Source organism: Segniliparus sp. (genome assembly GCF_051660745.1).
Classification (GTDB): Bacteria; Actinomycetota; Actinomycetes; order Mycobacteriales; family Mycobacteriaceae; genus Segniliparus.
In genome coordinates this window covers 1-21,091 of record NZ_JBOFQF010000041.1, presented here as the reverse complement: position 1 = coordinate 21,091, position 21,091 = coordinate 1, and the positions used below count along the sequence as shown (strand labels likewise).

The following is a 21,091-nucleotide window of genomic DNA, read 5'->3' as shown; positions in this document are numbered from 1 at the left end:
TATGGTTGCGAGGACAGCTGAGAGAGCCGGGGAGCCGGCTGGTTGAGGAAAGGAACGCTATGGCCCAGGCATTCGATCGGAACAAGGCGCTAGAGCTCGCCATGGCCCAGATTGACAAGAATTTCGGCAAAGGCTCGGTGATGCGCCTCGGCGAGCAGGCCATCCAGCCCATCGCGGTGATCCCGACCGGATCGATCGCGCTGGACGTCGCTCTGGGCATCGGCGGCCTGCCGAGGGGCCGGGTCATCGAGATCTACGGTCCCGAGTCGTCCGGCAAGACGACGGTCGCGCTGCATGCGGTCGCCAACGCGCAGGCCGCTGGCGGCGTGGCCGCGTTCATCGACGCGGAGCACGCCCTTGACCCGGAGTACGCGAAGAAGCTCGGGGTGGACACCGAGAACCTCCTGGTGTCGCAGCCGGACACCGGCGAGCAGGCCCTTGAGATCGCCGATATGCTGATCCGCTCGGGCGCCCTCGACATCATCGTCATCGACTCGGTGGCCGCGCTCGTGCCGAAGGCCGAGATCGAGGGCGAGATGGGCGACAGCCACGTCGGCCTGCAGGCCCGTCTCATGAGCCAGGCGCTGCGGAAGATGACCGGCGCGTTGAACAATTCCGGCACGACCGCGATCTTCATCAACCAGCTGCGCGAGAAGATCGGCGTGATGTTCGGCCCGACGGAGACCACCACAGGTGGCAAGGCGCTCAAGTTCTACGCGTCGGTGCGCTTGGACGTGCGCCGGATCGAGACGCTGAAAGACGGCACCGAGGCGGTGGCGAACCGCACCAGGGTCAAGATCGTCAAGAACAAGGTGGCACCGCCGTTCAAGCAGGCCGAGTTCGACATCATCTACGGCCTGGGGATCAGCCGCGAGGGCTCGATCATCGACCTCGGCGTCGAGCACGGCCTGATCCGCAAGTCCGGAGCCTGGTACACCTACGGCGACGAGCAGCTCGGGCAGGGCAAGGAGAACGCGCGGAAGTTCTTGATCTCCAACCCCGACAAGGCGGACGAGATCGAGATGCTGCTGCGGGACAAGCTGCAGATCGGCGCGAGCGTGAGCGACGACGACCTGGCCCCGATCCCCGTTGAGTTCTGATCTGATCCGCGAGGACCGCCATGTGGCGCAGGCGCGGGACGTGTGCCTGCGCCTGCTGGCCGCGCGGGCGCGCAGCCGGGCCGAGCTTGAGCGCAAGCTTGCCGACAAGGGCTACGACGAGGCAGTCCGGACCGAGGTGCTGGACAGGCTCGTCGCTGTCGGTTTGCTCAACGACCAGCAGTTCGCGCATGACTGGGTGCGCCAGCAGCACAGCCGCTCCGGGAAAGTCGGAGCGGCGTTGGCCCACGGCTTGCGCGCGCACGGCGTGGCGGAGGAAGACGCGCAAGCGGCGATGGAGCAGCTCGACCCAGAACAGCGAGAAGGGCGCGCCCGAGAGCTCGTCCAGCGCAAGCTTGGGCGTAGTTCCGACTCGGTCGATCCTTCGGACCAGCGATTGGTCGGCAGGCTTGTCGGCATGCTCGCCCGGCGCGGCTACGACTCGGGGCTGGCGCTTCGCGTGGTGCGGTCGGAACTGGCTGTGCTCTCGGCCGGGTAGAACTGCTTGTACCAGCGGCGCAACGCTTTGATGCCTTGCTCGTGCGGCAGCATCACCGGCCTGGCCTGGTGGATTTTCGAGTCCCAGATCCGCATTTCGTGGCGCACTTCGGGGAATGCGAGCCGTTTGAAGACGAGTTTGTAGAACGGCACGAGAAATGGCGCTTTGGCGGGTTTGCGGAGCAGGTACAGCATCCTGATCTCGCTGGTCGTGTCGTCGACCGGGGTGGTGAGCGCGATCGCGGTGACAGACAGCGCGGGGCCGTGGGTGCGCACGACCATCACTCCCGGTCCGGACATGGAGCAGTCGAAGGTGTTGTCCAAGTCCCGGCCGAGCACGCGGCGGCGGATGCGGCCTTTGATCTCGGCGAACGGCCCTCCGTCTGTCTGCAGGTTCTGCGCGGGCGGCTCGGCCTGCCTGTGGATGTAGTGGAAATGCGACTCGTCCACGATGTTCTCGCGCATCTCTTGGATATGCACCCGGACTCGGACTCGGTCGTCGATGGGCTCGGCGAACTGGGGCGAGGTGGTCTCGGGGATGGGGCCGGGCTCCCAGGAGGGCTCGTCGGGCCCGACGTAGACGAAGACCAGTCCGCTGTGCTCGAGGACCGGCAGCCCGCCGATGGCCACTTTCGGGACCCGCTCGGCGAACGGGGCGTGCACGCATGCGCCCTGGGCGTCGAACCGCCAGCCGTGGAAGGGGCATTCGACGGCTCCGCCGACGAGTTTCCCCCCGCCGAGGTGCGCCCCGTAATGCGGGCAGTACGCGTCGCGGACGGCGGCATTGCCGTCCGGCCCCCGGAACGCGATGAGCGCCCTCCCGAAGTAATACAGGCTGACCAGTTTCCCGACGGGGAGCTCCTTGCTGCGCAGCACGGCGTACCAGCCGAACGGGACGAACGGCATCGGGTATTCGTCCGCCCTCGGGTCGCGGACTGGTGCTTTGGAGTCTCGAATGACACGAGGTCGGGCCAGCATGGCGCCACTGTAGCAGAGGAAGAGACGTGGATCACTTCTCGATGGCCGGATAGGATGGCCGAGTGATCGACAGGCGCGGTTTTGTGAAAACAGTTGCCGCGACGGCTCTTGCCGCCTCGCTCGGCGTGCCCGAGGCTTCTGCCGATATGCCGGAGCTGAGCGGAGCCCCGGCGCTGGGGCGACGTGCGCTCTTGCTCGACTGCGGGCGCAAATCGTTCAGCGTCGGATGGGTGGAGAGGCTCGTCGCCTACATGTCCGCGATCGGGCTGAACGAGCTGCAGCTGCACTTCGCCGAGAACAACCGGCTTGGGATCGCGAGCGAGCGCCATCGGGAGTACGACCAGGGCGGCAGCGGGGCGCAGCAGTGGACGAAGCAGACCGTTCGGGACATCGTCTCGTTCGCGAACGGGCACGGTGTCGCGGTCACGCCGGAGCTGGACATGCCGGGGCATATGGGATGGCTGTTGGCGAAGCGCCCGGAGTTCGAGCTCAAGAACACGAACTCCGCGATCGACATCGCCAGCGACGCGGCGCTCCGCTTCCTCGACGACGTGGTCGACGAGTACGCGGAGCTGTTCGCGGGCTGCGCGCATTGGAACCTCGGCTTCGACGAGATCTTCCGGCCGGAAGCCCCTGGCGACGGCGCGGCGCGGCTCGCGTCCGCCGCGCGCGACCGGTTCGGCCCGGAGGCGAACGAGCACGACCTGGTCACCGACACGGCGAACCGGTACGCGCGTCGGCTGGCGGACCGAGGCTTTCGCGTCGGAGTCTGGAACGACACGCTGCTCAAAGGCGCCGTGACGAGGTTGGACCAGCAGGTGACGGTCAACTACTGGACTCGGTGGAACGACGGCTACCGGCCAGTCGCGGACATCCTCGCCGCAGGCTACTCGGTTATGAACTACAACGACTACTTCCTCTACTACGCGCTCGCCCCGTGGTACGCGCATCCGACAGTCGAGAACGTGCTCGGCAGATGGCGGCCAGAAGTGTTCAGCCCGAGCCTTGGGATCGCCCCGGGGCGGATCGGACAGATCGCCGAGGGAGGGGCTTCGGTGCAGGGGCTGTTCCCAGACCCGCAGTTCCAGGTCGTCGGCCCCGGCGCGGCCATCGAGGGGGCCGCGTTCTCGATCTGGGCGGACTATCCCGAGCGGGAGGGCGAGGACCAGATCTTCGCCTCGGTGAAAGAGCCGCTCGCGGCGTTCGCGTTGCAGTCCTGGAACCCCGGCGCGAAGCCGACGGCGGGGCGCGTGCGGGAGATCGCCGCCCAGGCAGGCTCGGGCTGAGGGGCGCTCACGGCCGTCGTCCCCCGCGCTCGCGCAACCGGCGCTCCGCCCACGTCGCGACGCGGGTGAGCGCCATGTTGATGGCGATCATGATGACGCCGACCACCACGAGGGACGCGAAGAAGTTCCGGTAGAACGACGCGGCCTGTTGTCCGGAGCGGATGAGCTCGATGTACCCGATCTGGTAGCCGAGCGCCGCGTCTTTGAGGACCACGACCATCTGGGAGATGAGCGCGGGGAGCATCGCGGCGACCGCCTGCGGCAGGAGGACGAGCCGCACGGTCTGGCCCTTGGCGAGGCCGAGCGCGAGCGCCGCCTCGGACTGGCCTTTCGGCAGCGCGGCCAGGCCCGCCCGCAGGATCTCTCCGATGAGCGCGCCGTTGTACACGGACAGCCCGAACACCACGGCGGCGAGCGGCACCTGTGCCGAGGGGAAGACCGTGTACTTCGCGAAGAGCTGGTAGGCGAAGATCATGAGGATGAGCACGGGGACCGAGCGGAACGCCTCGACCACCACCGTGGAGCCCGCCCGGACGGGCCGTCGGTCCGAAATCATGCCGACGGCGAGGGCTGTGCCGAGGACGAGCGAGATGACGATGGAGATCGCGGCGGACAGCAGGGTGCCGAAGAGGCCGGGGAGCAGGTAGGTGGTCCACAGCCGGTGGTCGAGGAACGGGGTCCACTTGCCCGCCTCGAACTGCCCGTTGGCCGTGAGCGCCCGCCAGACCCAGAAACCCGCGCCCAAGAGCGCCAGGACGGCGGCCCAGGTGAGAATCGCGATGCGCGCCCTGGCCCTCGGCCCTGGCACGTCGTAGAGGAGCCCGGCTTGTCCTGTGCTCATCGCCGCACCTCCAGCTTCCGGCCCAACACGTTGCGGTGCTGGTCGGCGCGCTCCGGTCCTCTCGCCTGGGGCGGCGGGCCCGCGTCATGCGCCCCGGACCTGCGCGCGCTGGGTCTGTGGTCGCTCATCGCCGCACCTCCAGCTTCCGGCCCAACACATTGAACAAGAACCCGAACGCGACGCTGAACGCGCCGAAGACGAGGGCGAAGATCCCGAAGACCTCGAAGAGCCGGTCCGACTCGTTCTCGATCATCGCCTTCATCAGCAGCGCCGCCTCGGCGACGCCGATCGCCGACGCGACGGTGGTGTTGCGGGCCAGTGCGATGAATTGGCTCCCGAGCGGCCGGATGACGGCGCGGAACGCCTGGGGCAAGACGACAAGGCGAAGGACTTTCAGGAAGCCGAAGCCGAGCGAGCGGGCCGCTTCCACCTGGCCGATCGGCACGGTGTTCACCCCGGAGCGCAGCGAGTCCGCGACGAACGCCGACGTGTAGGCGGCGAGGCCGAGCACCGCGAGCCAGAAGTTGTTGTCGGCGATGAAGGTCCGCGAGCTCTCGGCGGCGAGCGTGAGCCCGAGGTTCTGGTACAGGCCGGTGGAGCAGAAGACGATCACCAGGGTGAGCGGGGAGTTTCGCAGCACATCGACGAATGCCGAGGACGCCCTGCGCAGGATCGGCACCGGGCACAGCTGCGCGGCGACGAGCAGCACGCCCCAGCCGAGGGCGATGGCCGCCGCAGCCGCGGTCAGCTCGGCCGTGGTCGCGAAGGCTTGCTCGAGCCGCTTGCCGTATTTGTGCCACAGCCCTTCCGGCGCGGCGGGCTTGACCGGTTTGACGGAGCTGAGGCCGCCGATGGCCGGGCGCGCGGGCGCTTGCATCCCCGAGGGGCCGAGCGCCTTGAGCACCGCCGCGTCCCAGGCGGCGGAGTCGAACATCTTCTGCAGCGCGGCGTTGATCCTGGCTTTGGCCGGAGTCTGGCCCCGTGCGAGCCCGATGCCGTACAGCTCGTCGGTGAACGGCTGCCCGACCAGCTTGAACTCGCCGGGGGACTGCGCCGCGTACCCGGCGAGGATCACGTCGTCGGTGGTCAGGGCGTCGATCTTGTGCCGGTGCAGCGCCTCGACGCAGGCCGAGTAGCTGTCGTACTGCTGCAGCTGCACCCCCGGGTAGTTCTTCTGGATGTTCTGCGCCGGGGTCGAGCCCGTCACCGAGCAGAGCCTCTTGCCGGAGTTCAGCGAGGCCACGTCGGCGATGGAGTCCTCGTCCGCGCGCACGAGGAGGGACTGCCCGGCGTGGAAGTACGGGCCCGCGAAGTCCACGACGTTGAGCCGGGCCCCGCTGATGGAATACGAGGCGACGATGAAGTCCACCTCGCCGTTGCGCAAAAGGTTCTCGCGGTTCGGGGACGGGGCCTCGCGCCAGGAGATGCGGTCCTTCGGCACGCCGAGCTCGCCCGCGACGTAGGTGGCGACATCGATGTCGAGCCCGTGCATGGAGCCGTCCGGCCTGCGCTCCCCGACGCCCGGCTGGTCGAATTTCACCCCGATGACCAGATGGCCCGCTTTCGCGTCGGCCAGCACATCGCGGGTCCCGCCGCCCGATCCGCAGCCAGCGCCCACCAGCGCCAGCGCTGCGGCGAGGACGGCGAGCGCGGCGCGGTTTCGCCAAGGGGGCCGGTTCATCAGTGGGGAAGGATCTTGCTCAGGAAATCTTTCGCGCGGTCCGATTTCGGCGCGGTGAAGAAGGACTGCGGATCGGAGTCTTCGACAATTCTGCCGTCGGCCATGAAGACGACCCGGTCGGCGGCTTTGCGCGCGAAGCCCATCTCGTGGGTCACCACCACCATGGTCATGCCGTCTTTGGCGAGCGAGGTCATCACATCGAGGACTTCCCCCACCATCTCCGGGTCGAGCGCCGAAGTCGGCTCGTCGAAGAGCATCACCTTCGGGCTCATCGCGAGGGCGCGGGCGATCGCGACGCGCTGCTGCTGCCCGCCGGAGAGCTGCGCGGGGTGCTTGTTCGCCTGCTCGCCGATGCCGACCCGGTTGAGCAGCTTCTCGGCGAGCTCCTTCGCGGCGGATTTGGCGAGGCCCCGCACCTTGACCGGGGCCAGCATGACGTTCTCCAGGATGGTCAGGTGCGCGAAGAGGTTGAACGACTGGAAGACCATGCCGACTTCCGCGCGCAGCTTGGTGAGCGCCTTGCCCTCCTCGGGCAGCGGGACCCCGTCGATGGAGATGGACCCGGAGTTGATCGGTTCGAGCCGGTTGATGGTCCGGCACAGGGTGGACTTCCCCGACCCGGACGGGCCGAGCACGACGACCACTTGGCCCGATGGCACGGCGAGGTCCACGTCTTTGAGCGCGTGGTGCTCACCGAAATACTTGTTGACCCCGGTGATCTCGATCATGGGAGGGGAGGCGTCAGGCATGCTGTGTCCTGTCTGCGCGCGTGGTGCTCGCCGCTGAACTGCTTGTGTTGACCCCGGTGATCTCGATCATGGGAGGCCCCGTCGTGTTCATGGCCGCACTCTACCGTCTTTTTGGCCGAAAGGTCCGACCGGGAGTAACCTTGTCGCGTGCCTGACGACTCCGCCCCGCCCGTTGTCGGTGAACGCATGGCTTCGTCCCGCACATACGAGTTGCGCACGTTCGGCTGCCAGATGAACGTGCACGACTCGGAGCGCCTCGCGGGGCTCTTGGAGGAGGACGGGCACGTCAAGGCCGAGGCGGGCCAGACAGCCGATGTTGTCGTGTTCAACACCTGCGCGGTGCGGGAGAACGCCGACGACCGCCTGTACGGGACGCTCGGGCATCTGCGGCCGGTCAAAGACGCGAATCCGGGGATGCAGATCGCCGTCGGCGGCTGCCTCGCGCAGAAAGACGGGGACACGGTGCTGCGCAAGGCGCCGTGGGTGGACGTGGTGTTCGGGACCCACAACATCGGCTCCTTGCCCGCGCTTTTGCGCCGCGCGGCGCATAACAAGGCCGCGCAGGTCGAGATCGTCGACTCGCTCCAGGCCTTCCCGTCCGCGTTGCCGAGCAAACGGGACTCGCTGCACGCGGGCTGGGTCTCCATCGCCGTCGGCTGCAACAACACCTGCACGTTCTGCATCGTCCCGTCGCTGCGCGGCAAGCAGCTCGACCGCGCGCCGGAAGAGATCGTCGCCGAGGTGCGCGCCCTGGTCGCCGAGGGCGTGCTCGAAGTGACGCTTCTCGGCCAGAACGTGAACGCGTACGGGTCCTCCTTCGCCGACCCGGCGCTGGCGAGGGACCGGGGCGCGTTCGCGAAGCTCTTGCGCTCGATGGGCGAGGTCGACGGCCTCGAACGAGTGCGTTTCACCTCGCCGCACCCGGCCGAGTTCACCGAGGACGTCGTGCTCGCGATGGCGGAGACCCCGAATGTCTGCCCGCACCTGCACATGCCGTTGCAGTCCGGCTCCGACCAGGTCCTCAAGGCGATGCGCCGCTCGTACCGGTCCGCCAAGTACCTCTCGATCGTGCGCCGGGTCCGCGAGATGCTGCCCGACGCGGCGATCACCACAGACATCATCGTCGGGTTCCCCGGCGAGACCGAAGAGGACTTCCAGGCGACCCTCGACGTGGTCGCCGAGGCGAGGTTCGCGAGCGCCTACACCTTCCAATACTCCAAGCGTCCGGGGACTCCTGCGGCGGAGCTGCCCGACCAAGTGGCCAAAGAAGTCGTCACGGAGCGCTACCAGCGCCTCGTGGACTTGCAGGAGAAGATCTGCCTGGAGGAGAACGAGAAGCAGCTGGGCCGCGAGGTCGAGCTGCTCGTGGCGGCGCCGCACGAGGGCAAGAAGAACGCGCAGACCGCGAGGATCTCGGGGCGGGCCCGCGACGGCAGGCTCGTGCACTTCTCGCGGCTCGACGGTGTCGAGCTGCGGCCGGGGGACTTCGTCCGCGCCCAGATCTCCCACGCTGCCCCGCACCATCTCATCGGGACAGCAGTGCCGGGGACGCATCGGCCGACGAAGGCAGGCGACAGGTACGCTGCCCCGCAGGCGGTCGAGGGGGCGTCGCCGGGCAAAGAGGCAGGGGTTTCGCTCGGGCTGCCGTTGATGCCCGTTCGGTGACCGATGAGGGCCGAGCGATGAGAACTGAGCGCTGAGGAAGGAAAACAGCATCGTGTCCACACCGTCAATCGGCCCTGGCAGCGACGACCCGTTCGAGAAGATGAGGATTCGCCCCGCGCCCCGGCCCGACCGGGAGGACGAGGACGGCGGGCAGGGCCTGTACGGTTCGCCCGCCGCGACCCCGCCGCAAACCTTCCCCCCGCAGCCGCAGGGTTTCGCGCAGGCTCCTGCCCCGAACCCCTACGCGCAGCAGGGTTTTCCGCCCCCGTCGCAGGCTCCGAGCCCGTATGCGCCGCAGGCTCCTGCTCCGAACCCGTACGCGTCCCCGAACCCTTACGCGCCGCAGGGTTTCGCGCCCCAAGCGCCCAGCCCCTACGGGCAGCAGGCTCCAGATCTGTATGCCGCAGGCTCGCCCGAAGGCTCCGGCGCCATCGCGTTGGACACGGGCTTTTTCTGGCTCGCGCTGGTGCTTTTCCTCACCGGGCCTTCGGCGAGCGTCGACGGCGTCGAACTGGTCCGCAAGTGGGGCAAACAACTGCTGCCCGTCGCTCCAGGCCAGCATCTCGTGGAGATCCACACCCGGTATTTGTGGCCGATGGGGCGGGCGAGCCTGCCGGTGTTCGTGCAGCCCGGCCAAACCGTGCCCGTCTTCTACCAGGCTCCGACGATTGCCTGGCTCAAGGGCGCGATCGGCCATGCGCCGCAAAAGGCTCCGGGCCTGGTCCTCACGGTCGTGCTTCTCGCGGTGGTCATGCTCCTCGCCTGCGTCATCCCGGTCGTCTCGCTCCTGATCGCGGCCCAATGAGCACCGACGGCAAAGAGCCCGTGCCCGACGCGCTCGCCGAGCTCGAGTCGGAGCTGCGGGCCAGCGAGCGCCGGATCCTCGCCGAGATCGAGCCGTCGGCTCGGCTGTTCGTCGTGGCCGTGGCCGTGTTCCTCCTGGTCGCGGATTTGCTCGTCGTCCCGTTCGTCGGGGCGAACGGAGCGCACGCGCTCGGCCGCGAGCTCGTCGCCGGAGGCTGGCCGCAGCAGATCGGCCAGGTCTCGAAGATCGCGCGGCTTTTCGTCTTCTTCGTCGTGGCGGACCTCGTGGTCTCGGTGCTCGCGCTCGTGCTGCGCCGTTGGGGCGCGGCGTTCCTCGCGGCGGCGGCTTCGTGCGTGTCGTCGGCGCTCGGGGTCCTCGCGGTGTGGCACAGCCAGACCAGCCTGGCGGGCCATGGCACGCACGCGGGGGCGGCGACGGGCCTGTACCTCGCGGTCGTGCTGATCGTCGTGATCGCGTTCAACTGGGTGCGGTTGACGACGGCCCGCCTCGGCGCGCAGTGATGGTCACCGCCTGAGCGTGCGGGCCGCCTCGAACGCCTCGGCCGAGCCTTCGGACTGCCAGCGCAGCCAGCGCTCCCAGGACCGGAACGACTGGCGCTGCCAGAAGCGGTCGACCGCCGGATGCAGCCGTCTGGCCAGTTCCGCGACAACGACGAACGGCGCTCGCCCGAACAGGATCGTGAGTCCGAGCCACGGCGCGGGCAGCCGGTAGCGGCGGTGGTTCCACGGCATCATGAACAACCGGGCGTGCGCCGCCATGATGTTCAGGTGCAAGAGCCTGCGAAGCCGGGTGAGGCCGCGGTGCTGCGGGCCCGGCGCGAAGGCGGGCACGAACGACTCGACGAGCTCGCGCCCGTGCTCGCCGGAGTCGTAGGACCGGGCGTTGTCGAAGAGGTAGAGCAGACGCAGGCCTTCGCCGACAGTGCGGGGGAAGATGTCGTCGCAGCGCAGCCCCACGAGGTGTCCGAGATAGCGGTTGAAGTGCAGCGCCGCCTCGATCTCCGATTTCGAGGTGAGATAGCCGAGCGCGGTGAGCCCGATCCCAGGGGCGACCGTGCCGCCGATCAGGGTGAGCATCATCTCCACTTGGCTGATCGGCAGCCCCCAGCGCGCCTCGTCCCACTCCGGGTGCTCGGCCACCCTTTGGCGGACGGAGACGTGCATGACCCGGACTTTGAGCGAGATGCTCCGGCCGGGCGAGCCCGGCGTGAGGACGGCGCCGGGACGGCAGACTTCCACCCACCAGCGGCTGGTCTCCAGATAGCGGTTGAGCGCCCGCTCGCCCGCGTATCCGCCGGAAAGCGACAGGGGGATGGCCAGGGAGCCCTCGGTGTAGGTGTCCATGGTCGCGGCGTTGGCCATGGCCCCCATCGCGTATCCCCACCGCCGCCACACCGCCGCGCCGCGCTCGACCAGTCCGGGGTCCACCCAGTCGGGGACGCGCTCGAACTCCTCGAAGAGCGCCCGCATGGACTCGGGGGCCTCGGGCACGTGGTCGACGCCCAGCGCGAGGGCGCGTTCGAGCAGCTCGCGCGAGCGGGTCGGGCCGAGCTCGCCGTGGTAGGTCTCGGCGACGAAACGCTCCGCTGTCGGATCGCCCGCGCGCAGCAGCTCGCCGAACCGGCGCGCGGTCTCCTCGTCGGGGTAGAGGTCGAACCCCGTGAGCCGTTTCACGGCGCCGCGCACACGGGACCGGACTCCATGGTCGCGTCGCTCCGGCCAGCGGAACGCGGTCGGGGGAGCAGTGCTTCCAGTCACATCAGGCATGCCCGAGTGTAGCAAGACTCTCACCCTGCCTGCGCTCGGCAGAGATCAGTTGTCGACGGCGGTCTGTGCCTGCTCGGCCCACTGGCGCCATTGCTGCGCCTGCTCGAGCAGCTTCTGCTCGTCTTTGAGCTTGCCTTTGGCCTTGGCTTTCGCGGCCTGCGCCTCGAACTGCTCGGCGCGCTCGACGAATTGCTGCGCGCGGGCCTTGAGCTCCGGGTCGGATTTCGTCCAGCTGCGCCGATCGGCCTCTTCGACCCGCGCGGCGGCCTCCTGCAGCCGTCGGGAGAGCTCTTTCACGCGGTCCTTGGGGACCTGGCCGATCTTCTCCCACCGGTCGCGGACTTCGCGCAGCACGCTGCGCGCCTCGGCGAGCTTGTCCTTCGGGTCGATGCGTTCGAGCCGGGCGATCAGCGCCTCTTTCGCGGTGGCGTTCGCCTCGTACTCGGCGAGATGCTCCGTCTCCTTCTCGTCCTGCGCGGCGGAGAACGCGTCTTGCGCGGCGTTGAGCCGCGCCCAGAGCTGGTTCTCGTCCTCGCGCGAGGCGGGCCCGAGCTTCTTCCACGCCGCGCGGATCTCCCGGAAGCCTGCCGGGGAGGACTCGCCGTCGACGGTCTTGGCGAGCTCCTCGGCTTTCGCGACGAGCTCCTCCTTGCGCTGCTTGGCCTGGGCGCGGGTTCGGTCGAGCTCGGCGAAATGGGTCTGGCGGCGGTTGTTGAACTGCTCTCTGGCCGCTTTGTACCTGGCCCACAGGGCCTCGTCCGTGTCACGGTCGAGGCCCTTGATGGTCTTCCACTGCTCCAGGATGTCGCGCAGCCGTTGGCCTGCCGCTTTCCAATCGGTGGAGCTGCGCGCGATCTGCTCGGCCTCCTGGGCGAGCCGTTCCCGCTCGGCGGCGGCCTCCTGCTTGTGGGCGGCTCGGCGCTCCCGGTCTCCGGCCTGCGCCTCCTCGGCTCGTGCCACGAGCGCGGCGAGTTGTTCGTGCAGCGCGGCGAAGTCGCCGAGCGCGGCGGCGTCCGGCAGACCGCGCAGCAGCTCTTCCGCGGCTGCTTTCGTCTTGCGCGCGTCGCCGCCCTTCTCCAGCCGGGAGCGCAAGAGCTCGGCCTCGGTCGCGAGGTCTTCGAACCGGCGGCCGAAATGCGCGAGGCCCTCTTCGGTGGTGCCCGCCTCCCACACGCCGATCTGGCGCTCGCCGTCCGGCGTGGTGAGCCAGACCGCGCCGTCCTCGTCGATTCGTCCGTAACGTGCGGGGTTCGAGCGCACCGTCCCGCCGGTCTTCGCCGCTGCGGGCGAGCCGGGCCTCGGCGCGGGGCGTGGCCTCCCAATCGCCGCCGGGCTGGGTTTCGGGGCAGTTTGGGTCGGGGCTTCGGCGTTCATCAGTCCTTCGTTCTCCTCCCGGCCGTGTTCGGATCGCACGCGACCGGTTCTCTCGTTGAGCCTATTCAACCAGGTTTCTACAACTCTGGCATAGGGTACTGCTTGTGACTGGGAATCTTGCTCCGATAGCGGTGATCGGGCCGACCGCGACGGGCAAGTCTCAGCTCGGCGTTGAGCTCGCCCTGCGACTCGGCGGCGAAGTGGTGAACATCGACTCGGCCGCCCAGTACCGGGGGATGGACATCGGGACCGCGAAACCCTCCGCCGAGGAGCGCCGGGGCGTGCCGCACCACCAGATCGACGTGCTCGACGTCGTGGAGACGGCCACTGTCGCGCGATACCAGGAGGCGGCCTCGGCAGACGTGGCGGCGATCATCGGACGAGGCCGCGTCCCGGTCGTGGTGGGCGGCTCGATGATGTACGTGCAAGCCCTCTTCGACCAATGGCGGATCCCGGCCACCGACCCGCAGCTGCGCGCCCGGCTGGAGCAGGAGCTCGGCGAGGTCGGCGCGCAGGCGCTGCACCGGCGCCTCGCGGCGCTCGACCCGGCGGCCGCCTCGGCGATCGAGCCGAACGACGAGCGCAGAGTGGTCCGGGCGCTGGAGGTCGTGACGCTCACCGGCGAGCCCTACGCGGCCACGATGCCCCAGCGCGGCGGCCCGGCGCGGTGGGGCGCGCGGATCATCGGGCTGGACCGGGAGACCGAGGAGCTGGACGGGCGGATCGCGCTGCGCACCGAGGCGATGTTCGAGGCCGGGCTCGTGGCCGAGGTGGAGGAGCTGGTGGCACGGGGTTTGCGCGAGGGGGTCACCGCGCCGAAGCTGATCGGCTACGCCCAGGTCCTCGCGGTCCTCGACGGTCGGACGAGCGAGGCCGAGGCTGTCGCGGACACGACCATGCGGACCCGCCGCCACGTGCGCCGCCAGCGCTCGTGGTTCCGGCGGGACAGCCGCGTCCGGTGGCTCGACGCGGGGGCGGACGACCTTGTCGGCCAGACGCTCGCCGTGCTCGACGAGCAGGGCGGCGAGAGTAGACTGGGCTGATGGTCTCCGCTCTCGCGATCTCGTTCGACGCGGCGGTGCCGTTCGCCAAGGGCCACGGCACGCAGAACGACTTCGTGCTGCTCGCCGACCCCGACGCGGAGCTGAGCTTGAGCGCCGAGCGCGTCGCGCGCATCTGCGACCGCCGTGCGGGGATCGGCGGCGACGGCCTGCTGCGGGCGGCTCGGGCGGGCGCGCTGCTGGCCGCGGGAGAGATCGCGGAGCTGCCCGAGGGGATCGGCGAAGAGGACTGGTTCATGGACTACCGCAACGCCGACGGCGGCGCGGTCCAGATGTGCGGCAACGGGGCGAGGGTCTTCGCCCATTTCCTCCGCGCGAGCGGCCTCGACCTGCGCGACGAGCATGTGATCGGGACGCGGGCGGGCGCGAAGCGGGTCCGGCTGGTCGCTTTCGACGAAGGCAGCGCCGAAGTCTCGGTGGAGATGGGCCGGGTGCGCCTCGGCGGAGCCTCCGCCGCGGCCTTGCCGTCCGGCGAGGTGTTCTCGGGGACCGCTGTGGATGTCGGGAACCCGCATCTGGTGTGCCTCGCACCCGATCTCGGGCTCGCCGGGCTGGCCGAGCTCGACCTCGCCCGCCAGCCCGAGTACGACACGAACGTGTTCCCGGAAGGGGTGAACATCGAGTTCGTCGTCCCGCACTCGCCCGAGAAGGCCACGTTGCGCGTGCACGAGCGCGGGGTTGGGGAGACCAAGGCGTGCGGGACCGGGTCGGTCGCCGTCGCCGCCGTGCTGCTCGCCGAGCTCGGGTCGGGGACCGGCGAAGCCGTCGTCGCCTCCCCGGGGGGCGAGGTCAACGTGCGGGTCGGTTCGGACGGCTCCGCAGTGCTGCGCGGCCCATCCGTCCTCGTCGCGCGCGGCGAATTCGATCAGAGGCAGTGGAAACGGTGTTGATCGGAACGGCGCTGGCTCGCAATAAGGGGATGCGCGGCGCGATGTTCCTCGGGCAAGATGAAACCTGCTATGTCGCACCCTGAATCCAAACCCCGCCGCGCCGAGTCCCCCTCCGGCTGGTCCGCGTCTGCGTCCACGTCCGGCTGGGAGACGGTCCAAGAGGAAGCGGAGTGGCTCTGGGAAGAGCGCGACTCGATGCGCCGGGTGCCTGGCCTGTCCACGGAGCTCTCCGACGTCACCGAGGTCGAGTACCGCCAGCTGCGCCTGGAGCGGGTCGTCCTGGTCGGCGTGTGGCCGAAACGGGAATCGGCCGAGGCGGACGCGAGCATCCGAGAGCTCGCCGCCCTCGCTCGAACGGCTGGTTCGGAGGTGCTCGAAGGCATCGTGCAGCGTCGGGACAAACCCGACGCCGCCACCTACATCGGCTCGGGCAAAGTCGCCTCGCTCAAGGCGGTGGTCGCCGAGACGGGGGCGGACACGGTCATCTGCGACGGCGAGCTCACCCCCGCGCAGCTGCGGACCTTGGAGCAGCAGGTCGGGGTGAAGGTCATCGACCGGACCGCGCTCATCCTCGATATCTTCGCCCAGCACGCCACGTCCAAAGAGGGCAAGGCGCAGGTGCAGCTGGCGCAGCTGCAGTACCTCCTGCCCAGGCTGCGGGGCTGGGGCCAGACGCTGTCCCGACAGGCGGGCGGTCGCGCGGGCAGCGCGAACGGCGGCGTCGGCCTTCGCGGTCCCGGCGAGACGAAGATCGAGACCGACCGCCGCAGGATCCGCGAGCGGATCTCCCGCTTGCGCGGCGAGCTGAAGGGGATGCGCAAGGTCCGGGGGACGAAGCGCTCGCTGCGCGAGCGCAACCAGATCCCGTCTGTGGTCATCGTCGGCTACACCAACGCAGGGAAGTCGAGCCTGCTCGGCGCGCTCACCGGGGCTTCGGTCATCATCCGCGACGAGCTCTTCGCCACGCTGGACCCGACCACCCGGAAGAGCTGGGGCGAGACCAGCGGCTCGTTCACCATCACCGACACCGTCGGCTTCGTCCGCCACCTCCCGACGCAGCTGGTGGAGGCGTTCGCCTCCACCCTGGAGGAGGCGACCGACGCGGACGTGCTCGTGCATGTCGTGGACGCCTCGGACGCACGGCCGTCGGACCAGGTCCGAGTCGTGCGGGAGATTCTGGGCGACGTCTTCGCGAAGGCGGAGGCTCCGTGGCCGCCGGAGATCGTGGTGCTCAACAAGGCCGACCTCGTCGACGCGGTCGAACTCGCCGCGCTGCGCAACGCTTTCCCCGCCGCGATCCTGGTCTCCGCCCGAACCGGGACCGGCATCGCGGAGCTCAAGGGCAAGATCGGGGAGATACTCGCCGCCAGGTCGGGGGAACAGGCGCGGGTCGAGGCCTCGGGCGTCGTCCCCGAGGGCCGCCCCGAGCTCCTCGCCCAGATCTGCGCCGCAGGCCAGGTGCTCGAATCGCGCGAGAGCGATGGCGGGACCTTCGTGCGCGCCGTGGTGCCGCAGGAGCTCGCCGACCAGCTCCTCGCCGAAGCGGCTCCGTAGCCAGGCTCCGGCGGTCTGCGCCGCAGGCCGGGGCGCGTAGGCTGATAATGTGATGCGCCGCACACTTTTCCGGGAAGAGCACGACCTGTTCCGCGAGTCGTTCCGGTCGTTCCTGCGCCGCCGCGCCGTCCCGAACCGGGAAGCCTGGCTCGAACGGGGCGCCGTGGACCGGGACTTCTGGCTGGCGATGGGCGAGCGCGGTTTTCTCGGCACGGCGATCCCCGTCGAGCTCGGCGGGGGCGGCTTGGACGACTTCCGGTTCAACGCCGTCCTTGTCGAGGAGATCGTCCGGGCGCGGGTGAGCGGGGCAGGAGTCACCTACCAAGAGGACATGACCCTGCCCTACCTGCTCTCGCTCGGCACCGAGGAGCAGAAGCGGCGCTGGCTGCCGGGGGTGGCGTCGGGGGAGCGGATCCTCGCGGTCGCGATGACCGAGCCCGGCGCGGGCAGCGATTTGCAGGGCATCACGACGAGCGCGGCGCGCGAAGGCGACGACTGGCTGGTCAACGGGTCGAAGATCTTCATCTCGAACGGCATGAACGCGGACCTCGTCGTCGTCACGGCGCAGACGGAGCCGGGCTCGGGGGCCAAGGGGATCACCCTTTTCGCGCTGGAGCGCGGCATGCCGGGGTTCGAGCGCGGGCGCAAGCTGGAGAAGGTCGGCCTGCGCGCGCAGGACACCGCCGAGCTCTTCTTCGAAGACGTCCTGGTGCCCAAGGAGAACGTGATCGGCGAGGTGGGCAAGGGCTTCGCCTACCTCATGCAGAACCTGCCCCAAGAGCGGCTCGCCATCGCGGTCGCGGCGGCTGCGGCCATCGATCTCGCGGTCGAGACGACCATCGACCACGTGCGTGGCCGCACGGCGCTCGGCAAGCCGGTCGGGAAGTCCCAGAGCACCAGGTTCGTCCTCGCGGACCTCGTGGCCGAGCAGGCGGCCGTGCGAGCGCTGGTGGACCGTTGCGTGGAGGTCCACCTCGGCGGCGGGCTGACCGCCGCCGAGGCCTCGGCCGCGAAGCTCTACGCGACCGAGAAGCAGCTGTATGTCGTGGACCGGTGCCTGCGGCTGCACGGCGGGGAGGGCTCCTTGCGCGAGTGCCCGGTCGCCCAGCTCTACCTGGACGCCAGGGTGCAGACCATATATGGCGGTGCCTCGGAGATCATGAAAGAGATCATCGCCCGTTCCTTGCAGTTATGACTGGCGGGTCGTAGGCGCGGATGGGGGGCAGCTCCCCGTCATAGCGCTCGATCTGGACGAGCACATGCTGGCCGGTGCAGCCCTGCGCCAGCGAGGAGCTGAGCTCGTCGCTCGTCAGGACGTTCGGATTGCCATGCCCGCACGGGGAGTCCGGGTCGGCGGGGTCCACCGGGTCGAACCAGGCACCGGTCGACAGCTGCGCCACGCGTTCGCGCAGCCCGTCGTCGACGACGACGCCCGCGAGCAAGGATCCCCGGTCGTTGAAGACCCGTGCGACGTCGCCCGTCCGGAGGCCTCGCTCGGCGGCGTCCGCCGGGTGGATCCGGATCGGCTCGCGTCCTTGGATTTTGGACTCCTGGCTCGTCGCGCCGTGGTCGAGCTGGCTGTGCAGCCTGGTTCGGGGCTGATTGGCGATCAGGTGCAGCGGGAACCGGTCCGCCCTTGCCCCCCGGAGCCACTCCGTGGGCTCGTACCAGGCCGGGTGCCCGACGCAGTCGGGGTAGCCGAAGGAGTCGACGGTCTTCGAGAAGATCTCGATCCGCCCCGAGGGCGTGGGCAAGGGGCGGCCGCCGGGGTCCGCCCGGAACGCCGAGAGGAAGGTCTGCCCGTCCGGGAGAGGCAGCTCGATGTGTCCGCGAGCCCAGAACTCCTCGAAGTCCGGCAGCCCGCTGAGCGCGACCGTGTCCAGGACCCGCTCGGCGCGCCACGTCTCGTACATGTGGACCAGCCACTGCCGCGCCGTGCGCCCCTCGGTGAAGGCCCCGCCGAACCCGAGCGCCCCGGCGAGCGCGGCGAACGTCTCGTAGTCGTCGCGGGAGTCGGCGAACGGCTCCGCCGCCTGCTGCATCGCCACGAGCAGCGGCTCGTTGTTCGCCCCGGAGATGTCGTCTCGCTCGTACGAGGTCGTCGAGGCGAGCACGATGTCCGCGTGCTTGGCCGTCGCCGTCCAGTACGGGTCGTTCACCACGATGGTGTCCGGGCGGCGGAAGGCCCGGCGCAGGCGGGGCAGGTTCTGCTGGTGGTGGAAGGGGTTGCCGCCCGCCCACCAGACGAGCTTGACATCCGGCAGGCGCAGGCGCGACCCGTCGTAGTCCAGCTCTTCGCCGGGGCGCAGCAGCAGCTCGGCGACGGCGGCGACGGGGATGAAGGACCGCACCGGGTTTCGGCCCTGGGGGAACCTCGGCATGGCGAAGGGGGCTTTCGGGACGCCGATGCCGTTCGTCGCGCCGAGCCCGTGGACAAAACCCCCGCCAGGCAGGCCCACCTGGCCCAGCATGGCGGCGAGGGCCATCCCGGCCCAGGGCGCCTGCTCGCCGTGCTTGGTCCGCTGGAGCGACCAGCTGACCGCGACCAGGGTGCGCTTGCGCGCCATCTCCCTGGCGAGCAGGGCGATCTCGCCGGAGGGGACGCCGCTGATCGTCTCGGCCCAGCCCGGAGTCTTCGGCCTCCCGTCCGTCTCGCCGAGGAGGTAGCGCTCGAATTCCGGCCAGCCGACGCAATAGCGCTCCAAGAAGGACGTGTCGTGCAGCCCCTCCTCGGCCAGCGCATACGCGAGCGCGAGCATCACCGCGACATCGGAGCCGGGGAGGAGGGAGAGCCACCGCGCGCGCGAGTCGGGCAGATCTGCGCGCAGCGGGCTCGCCGAGACGATCTGCCCTCCCCGGTCGACCAGCCTGCCTGCGGACTGCCGGGCCGGGTGCACGGAGGAGCCGCCGGGGTTGACGCTGGAGTTCTTGAGGGCGATCCCGCCGAACGCGACGAGGAGCTCGGTGTGCTCGGCGATGACGCTCCAGCTCGTGGCCTCCCGGTACACCTCGTCGTCCAAGCCGAGGACGTGCGGCATGATCACCTCCGCCGCGCCGGTCGAATAGGTGTTGCGCGACGCGGTGTATCCGCCCGCGCAGTTCAGGAAACGGTGGACTTGGCTCTGGGCGTGGTGGAAGCGGCCCGCGCTGGCCCATCCGTAGGAGCCGCCGTAGATCGCCCCGTTGCCATGCGCGTCGATGACTCTGCGCACCTCCGCGGCCAACAGCTCGGTCGCCTCGTCCCAGGTGACAGACACGAACTCGTCGGCTCCGCGCCGGTCGCTCGGCCCCGGGCCGTGTTCGAGCCAGCCGCGCCGGACGGCGGGCCCCCGGATTCTGGACCGGTGCGTGATCGAGCCGGGGATATTGCCGAGCAGGGGAGAAGGGTCGGGGTCGAGCGGGTAGGGATGCACGCGCGAGACGTCGCGCCCGTCCGTCTCGACTTGGAACGTTCCCCAATGCGAGAGGTGTTGGCGGCGCACAGCTCACATCCTAGTGCGGGCGCGACGCACCCCACCTCGGCGCAGGAGTACACTTCTGCCTGCAGCATGCTAACCACGATTCACATAACGCAGGGATTTCGTGGATTTGAGCAGCTGGAAACTAATGCGTGAGGCCGGTTACACGGTCTCGAAGCCGACTGGAGACACAATGAAGCGAACTCTTTTCGAGGAAGAACACGAGCTGTTCCGGGAGTCGTTCCGGAGCTTTTTGCGCCAGCACGCCATCCCGAAGCGGGAGGAGTGGCTCGAGAAGGGCCTCGTGGACCGTGAGACCTGGCTCGAAGCGGGCAAGGGCGGCTTCCTCGGGATGGCGGTCCCCGCCGAATACGGCGGCGGCGACGTGGACGACTTCCGGTTCAACGTGATCCTCACCGAGGAGCTGGTCGCCGCGCAGATCTCCTCGCTCACCATCGCGCTGCACAACGACATCGTCCTGCCCTACCTCCTGGAGACCGCGAACGAGGAGCAGAAGCAGCGCTGGCTCCCCGGCGCCTGCTCGGGGGAGACGATCCTCGCCATCGCGATGACCGAGCCGGGCACCGGCAGCGACCTGCAGGGCATCCAGACCGCTGCGGTCCAAAAAGGCGACGAGTGGGTGATCAACGGGGCCAAGACCTTCATCTCGTCGGGCATCAACGCCGACCTGGTGATCGTGGTCGCGCAGACGGAGCCGGGCTCCGGCGCGAAGGGGCTGAGCCTGTTCGTGGTCGAGCGCGGGATGCCTGGCTTCGAACGGGGCCGCAAGCTGGAGAAGATCGGTCTGCGCGGCCAGGACACCGCCGAGCTGTTCTTCGAGAACGTCGTGGTGCCCAAGGAGAACGTGCTCGGCGAGATCGGCAAGGGCTTCACCTACCTCATGCAGAACCTTGCGCAGGAGCGGCTGAGCATCGCGGCGGGGGCGGCCTCGGTGATCGAGTTCGCCATCAAGACGACGCTCGACTACGTGCAGAACCGCAAGGCGTTCGGCAAGCCGATCGGGAAGTTCCAGAACACCCGGTTCCAGCTCGCCGAGCTCTCGGCGGAGTCCGCCGCCGTGCGGGCCCTGGTCGACCGCAGCATCGAGTTCCACGTGCGGGGCGAGCTGTCGATCCCGGACGCCGCGATCGCGAAGCTCTACGCCACCGAGAAACAGCTGCACGTGGTGGACCGCTGCCTGCAGCTGCACGGCGGCTACGGCTACATGCTGGAGTACCCGATCGCCCAGGCGTACGTCGACTCTCGGATCCAGACCATCTACGGCGGGACGTCGGAGATCATGAAAGAGATCATCGGCCGGTCCCTCGGGCTCTGATCGCCGCGTGAAGAGCTGTGGGGGCCCCGCC

Annotated in this window: 19 protein-coding genes; 11 read left to right on the top strand and 8 right to left on the bottom strand. The window is 69.3% G+C overall.

The window, feature by feature from the left end; all coding sequences use genetic code 11:
• Window positions 1-59: 59 nt before the first annotated feature.
• Both recA and ACRC20_RS14135 read left to right on the top strand, forming a co-directional pair.
• On the top strand, window positions 60-1,100 hold the full coding sequence (recA, locus tag ACRC20_RS14140; protein ID WP_438687025.1) for a recombinase RecA: 1,041 nt from the start codon (window positions 60-62) through the stop codon (window positions 1,098-1,100).
• Window positions 1,090-1,596: a regulatory protein RecX gene (locus tag ACRC20_RS14135; protein ID WP_438687024.1), complete on the top strand. Its 507-nt coding sequence runs from the start codon at window positions 1,090-1,092 to the stop codon at window positions 1,594-1,596. Before recA ends, ACRC20_RS14135 begins: the two co-directional genes overlap by 11 nt.
• Here the strand turns inward: ACRC20_RS14135 and ACRC20_RS14130 are convergent.
• Window positions 1,533-2,573: a Rieske 2Fe-2S domain-containing protein gene (locus ACRC20_RS14130; protein ID WP_438687023.1), complete on the bottom strand. Its 1,041-nt coding sequence runs from the start codon at window positions 2,571-2,573 to the stop codon at window positions 1,533-1,535. The two genes, ACRC20_RS14135 and ACRC20_RS14130, sit on opposite strands and share 64 nt — an antisense overlap.
• A 62-nt stretch (window positions 2,574-2,635) precedes the next feature.
• Here ACRC20_RS14130 and ACRC20_RS14125 point away from each other — a divergent pair, with 62 nt between their 5' ends.
• Window positions 2,636-3,859, top strand: a complete 1,224-nt coding sequence (locus tag ACRC20_RS14125) for a family 20 glycosylhydrolase (RefSeq protein WP_438687022.1) — start codon at window positions 2,636-2,638, stop codon at window positions 3,857-3,859.
• Between the two features lie 7 nt (window positions 3,860-3,866).
• On the opposite strand, the gene ACRC20_RS14120 is transcribed toward ACRC20_RS14125, so the two are convergent.
• Genes ACRC20_RS14120 through ACRC20_RS14105 form a run of 4 tightly spaced genes read right to left on the bottom strand, consistent with a single transcriptional unit; the run spans window position 3,867 to window position 7,109 of the window.
• Complete coding sequence (locus ACRC20_RS14120) at window positions 3,867-4,700, bottom strand: amino acid ABC transporter permease (protein ID WP_438687021.1); 834 nt, start codon at window positions 4,698-4,700, stop codon at window positions 3,867-3,869.
• Complete coding sequence (locus ACRC20_RS14115; RefSeq protein WP_438687020.1) at window positions 4,697-4,828, bottom strand: hypothetical protein; 132 nt, start codon at window positions 4,826-4,828, stop codon at window positions 4,697-4,699. Before ACRC20_RS14115 ends, ACRC20_RS14120 begins: the two co-directional genes overlap by 4 nt.
• Window positions 4,825-6,381 carry a transporter substrate-binding domain-containing protein gene (locus ACRC20_RS14110; protein WP_438687019.1) on the bottom strand — a complete coding sequence of 519 codons (1,557 nt, stop codon included), beginning with the start codon at window positions 6,379-6,381 and terminating at the stop codon, window positions 4,825-4,827. The genes ACRC20_RS14115 and ACRC20_RS14110 overlap by 4 nt, the downstream gene beginning before the upstream one ends.
• Complete coding sequence (locus ACRC20_RS14105; RefSeq protein ID WP_438687052.1) at window positions 6,381-7,109, bottom strand: amino acid ABC transporter ATP-binding protein; 729 nt, start codon at window positions 7,107-7,109, stop codon at window positions 6,381-6,383. Before ACRC20_RS14105 ends, ACRC20_RS14110 begins: the two co-directional genes overlap by 1 nt.
• A gap of 207 nt (window positions 7,110-7,316) precedes the next feature.
• Here ACRC20_RS14105 and miaB point away from each other — a divergent pair, with 207 nt between their 5' ends.
• From miaB to ACRC20_RS14090, 3 genes are read left to right on the top strand one after another with little or no spacing between them, the layout of a single operon-like run.
• A complete protein-coding gene (gene miaB / locus ACRC20_RS14100) occupies window positions 7,317-8,795 on the top strand; it encodes a tRNA (N6-isopentenyl adenosine(37)-C2)-methylthiotransferase MiaB (RefSeq protein ID WP_438687051.1) in 1,479 nt (492 codons plus the stop codon).
• 52 nt (window positions 8,796-8,847) lie between these two features.
• Window positions 8,848-9,600, top strand: a complete 753-nt coding sequence (locus tag ACRC20_RS14095; RefSeq protein ID WP_438687018.1) for a hypothetical protein — start codon at window positions 8,848-8,850, stop codon at window positions 9,598-9,600.
• Complete coding sequence (locus ACRC20_RS14090) at window positions 9,597-10,121, top strand: Rv2732c family membrane protein (RefSeq protein WP_438687017.1); 525 nt, start codon at window positions 9,597-9,599, stop codon at window positions 10,119-10,121. The genes ACRC20_RS14095 and ACRC20_RS14090 overlap by 4 nt, the downstream gene beginning before the upstream one ends.
• Before the next feature lie 3 nt (window positions 10,122-10,124).
• Here the strand turns inward: ACRC20_RS14090 and ACRC20_RS14085 are convergent, their stop codons facing one another.
• Window positions 10,125-11,387 (bottom strand): oxygenase MpaB family protein, encoded by a 1,263-nt coding sequence (locus tag ACRC20_RS14085; RefSeq protein WP_438687016.1) that lies wholly within the window; start codon window positions 11,385-11,387, stop codon window positions 10,125-10,127.
• 45 nt (window positions 11,388-11,432) lie between these two features.
• On the bottom strand, window positions 11,433-12,800 hold the full coding sequence (locus ACRC20_RS14080; protein ID WP_438687015.1) for a DUF349 domain-containing protein: 1,368 nt from the start codon (window positions 12,798-12,800) through the stop codon (window positions 11,433-11,435).
• A 65-nt stretch (window positions 12,801-12,865) separates the two neighbouring features.
• On the opposite strand from ACRC20_RS14080, the gene miaA reads away from it, so the two are divergent.
• From miaA to ACRC20_RS14060, 4 genes are all read left to right on the top strand, one after another.
• The gene (miaA, locus tag ACRC20_RS14075; protein WP_438687014.1) at window positions 12,866-13,804 is read left to right on the top strand and encodes a tRNA (adenosine(37)-N6)-dimethylallyltransferase MiaA; all 939 of its coding nucleotides are present in this window, start codon (window positions 12,866-12,868) and stop codon (window positions 13,802-13,804) included.
• Between the two features lie 35 nt (window positions 13,805-13,839).
• Window positions 13,840-14,712, top strand: coding sequence for a diaminopimelate epimerase (gene dapF / locus ACRC20_RS14070; protein ID WP_438687050.1), 873 nt, complete (start codon window positions 13,840-13,842; stop codon window positions 14,710-14,712).
• Window positions 14,713-14,781: 69 nt separating this feature from the next.
• Entirely contained in the window at window positions 14,782-16,266 is a 1,485-nt protein-coding gene (gene hflX, locus ACRC20_RS14065) for a GTPase HflX (RefSeq protein WP_438687013.1), read from the top strand.
• A gap of 52 nt (window positions 16,267-16,318) precedes the next feature.
• Window positions 16,319-17,461, top strand: a complete 1,143-nt coding sequence (locus tag ACRC20_RS14060) for an acyl-CoA dehydrogenase family protein (protein ID WP_438687012.1) — start codon at window positions 16,319-16,321, stop codon at window positions 17,459-17,461.
• Here the strand turns inward: ACRC20_RS14060 and ACRC20_RS14055 are convergent.
• Entirely contained in the window at window positions 17,436-19,748 is a 2,313-nt protein-coding gene (locus ACRC20_RS14055; protein WP_438687011.1) for a molybdopterin-dependent oxidoreductase, read from the bottom strand. The two genes, ACRC20_RS14060 and ACRC20_RS14055, sit on opposite strands and share 26 nt — an antisense overlap.
• Window positions 19,749-19,917: 169 nt before the next feature.
• On the opposite strand from ACRC20_RS14055, the gene ACRC20_RS14050 reads away from it, so the two are divergent.
• A complete protein-coding gene (locus tag ACRC20_RS14050; RefSeq protein ID WP_438687010.1) occupies window positions 19,918-21,060 on the top strand; it encodes an acyl-CoA dehydrogenase family protein in 1,143 nt (380 codons plus the stop codon).
• Window positions 21,061-21,091 lie beyond the last annotated feature (31 nt).

Coding starts and splice junctions, on each gene's coding strand:
- recA (WP_438687025.1), top strand. CDS start 60: ATGGCCCAGGCATTCGATCGGAACAAGGCGCTAGAGCTCGCCATGGCC.
- ACRC20_RS14130 (WP_438687023.1), bottom strand. CDS start 2,573: ATGCTGGCCCGACCTCGTGTCATTCGAGACTCCAAAGCACCAGTCCGC.
- ACRC20_RS14120 (WP_438687021.1), bottom strand. CDS start 4,700: ATGAGCACAGGACAAGCCGGGCTCCTCTACGACGTGCCAGGGCCGAGG.
- ACRC20_RS14115 (WP_438687020.1), bottom strand. CDS start 4,828: ATGAGCGACCACAGACCCAGCGCGCGCAGGTCCGGGGCGCATGACGCG.
- ACRC20_RS14110 (WP_438687019.1), bottom strand. CDS start 6,381: ATGAACCGGCCCCCTTGGCGAAACCGCGCCGCGCTCGCCGTCCTCGCC.
- ACRC20_RS14105 (WP_438687052.1), bottom strand. CDS start 7,109: ATGATCGAGATCACCGGGGTCAACAAGTATTTCGGTGAGCACCACGCG.
- miaB (WP_438687051.1), top strand. CDS start 7,317: ATGGCTTCGTCCCGCACATACGAGTTGCGCACGTTCGGCTGCCAGATG.
- ACRC20_RS14090 (WP_438687017.1), top strand. CDS start 9,597: ATGAGCACCGACGGCAAAGAGCCCGTGCCCGACGCGCTCGCCGAGCTC.
- ACRC20_RS14085 (WP_438687016.1), bottom strand. CDS start 11,387: ATGCCTGATGTGACTGGAAGCACTGCTCCCCCGACCGCGTTCCGCTGG.
- hflX (WP_438687013.1), top strand. CDS start 14,782: ATGTCGCACCCTGAATCCAAACCCCGCCGCGCCGAGTCCCCCTCCGGC.
- ACRC20_RS14060 (WP_438687012.1), top strand. CDS start 16,319: ATGCGCCGCACACTTTTCCGGGAAGAGCACGACCTGTTCCGCGAGTCG.
- ACRC20_RS14050 (WP_438687010.1), top strand. CDS start 19,918: ATGAAGCGAACTCTTTTCGAGGAAGAACACGAGCTGTTCCGGGAGTCG.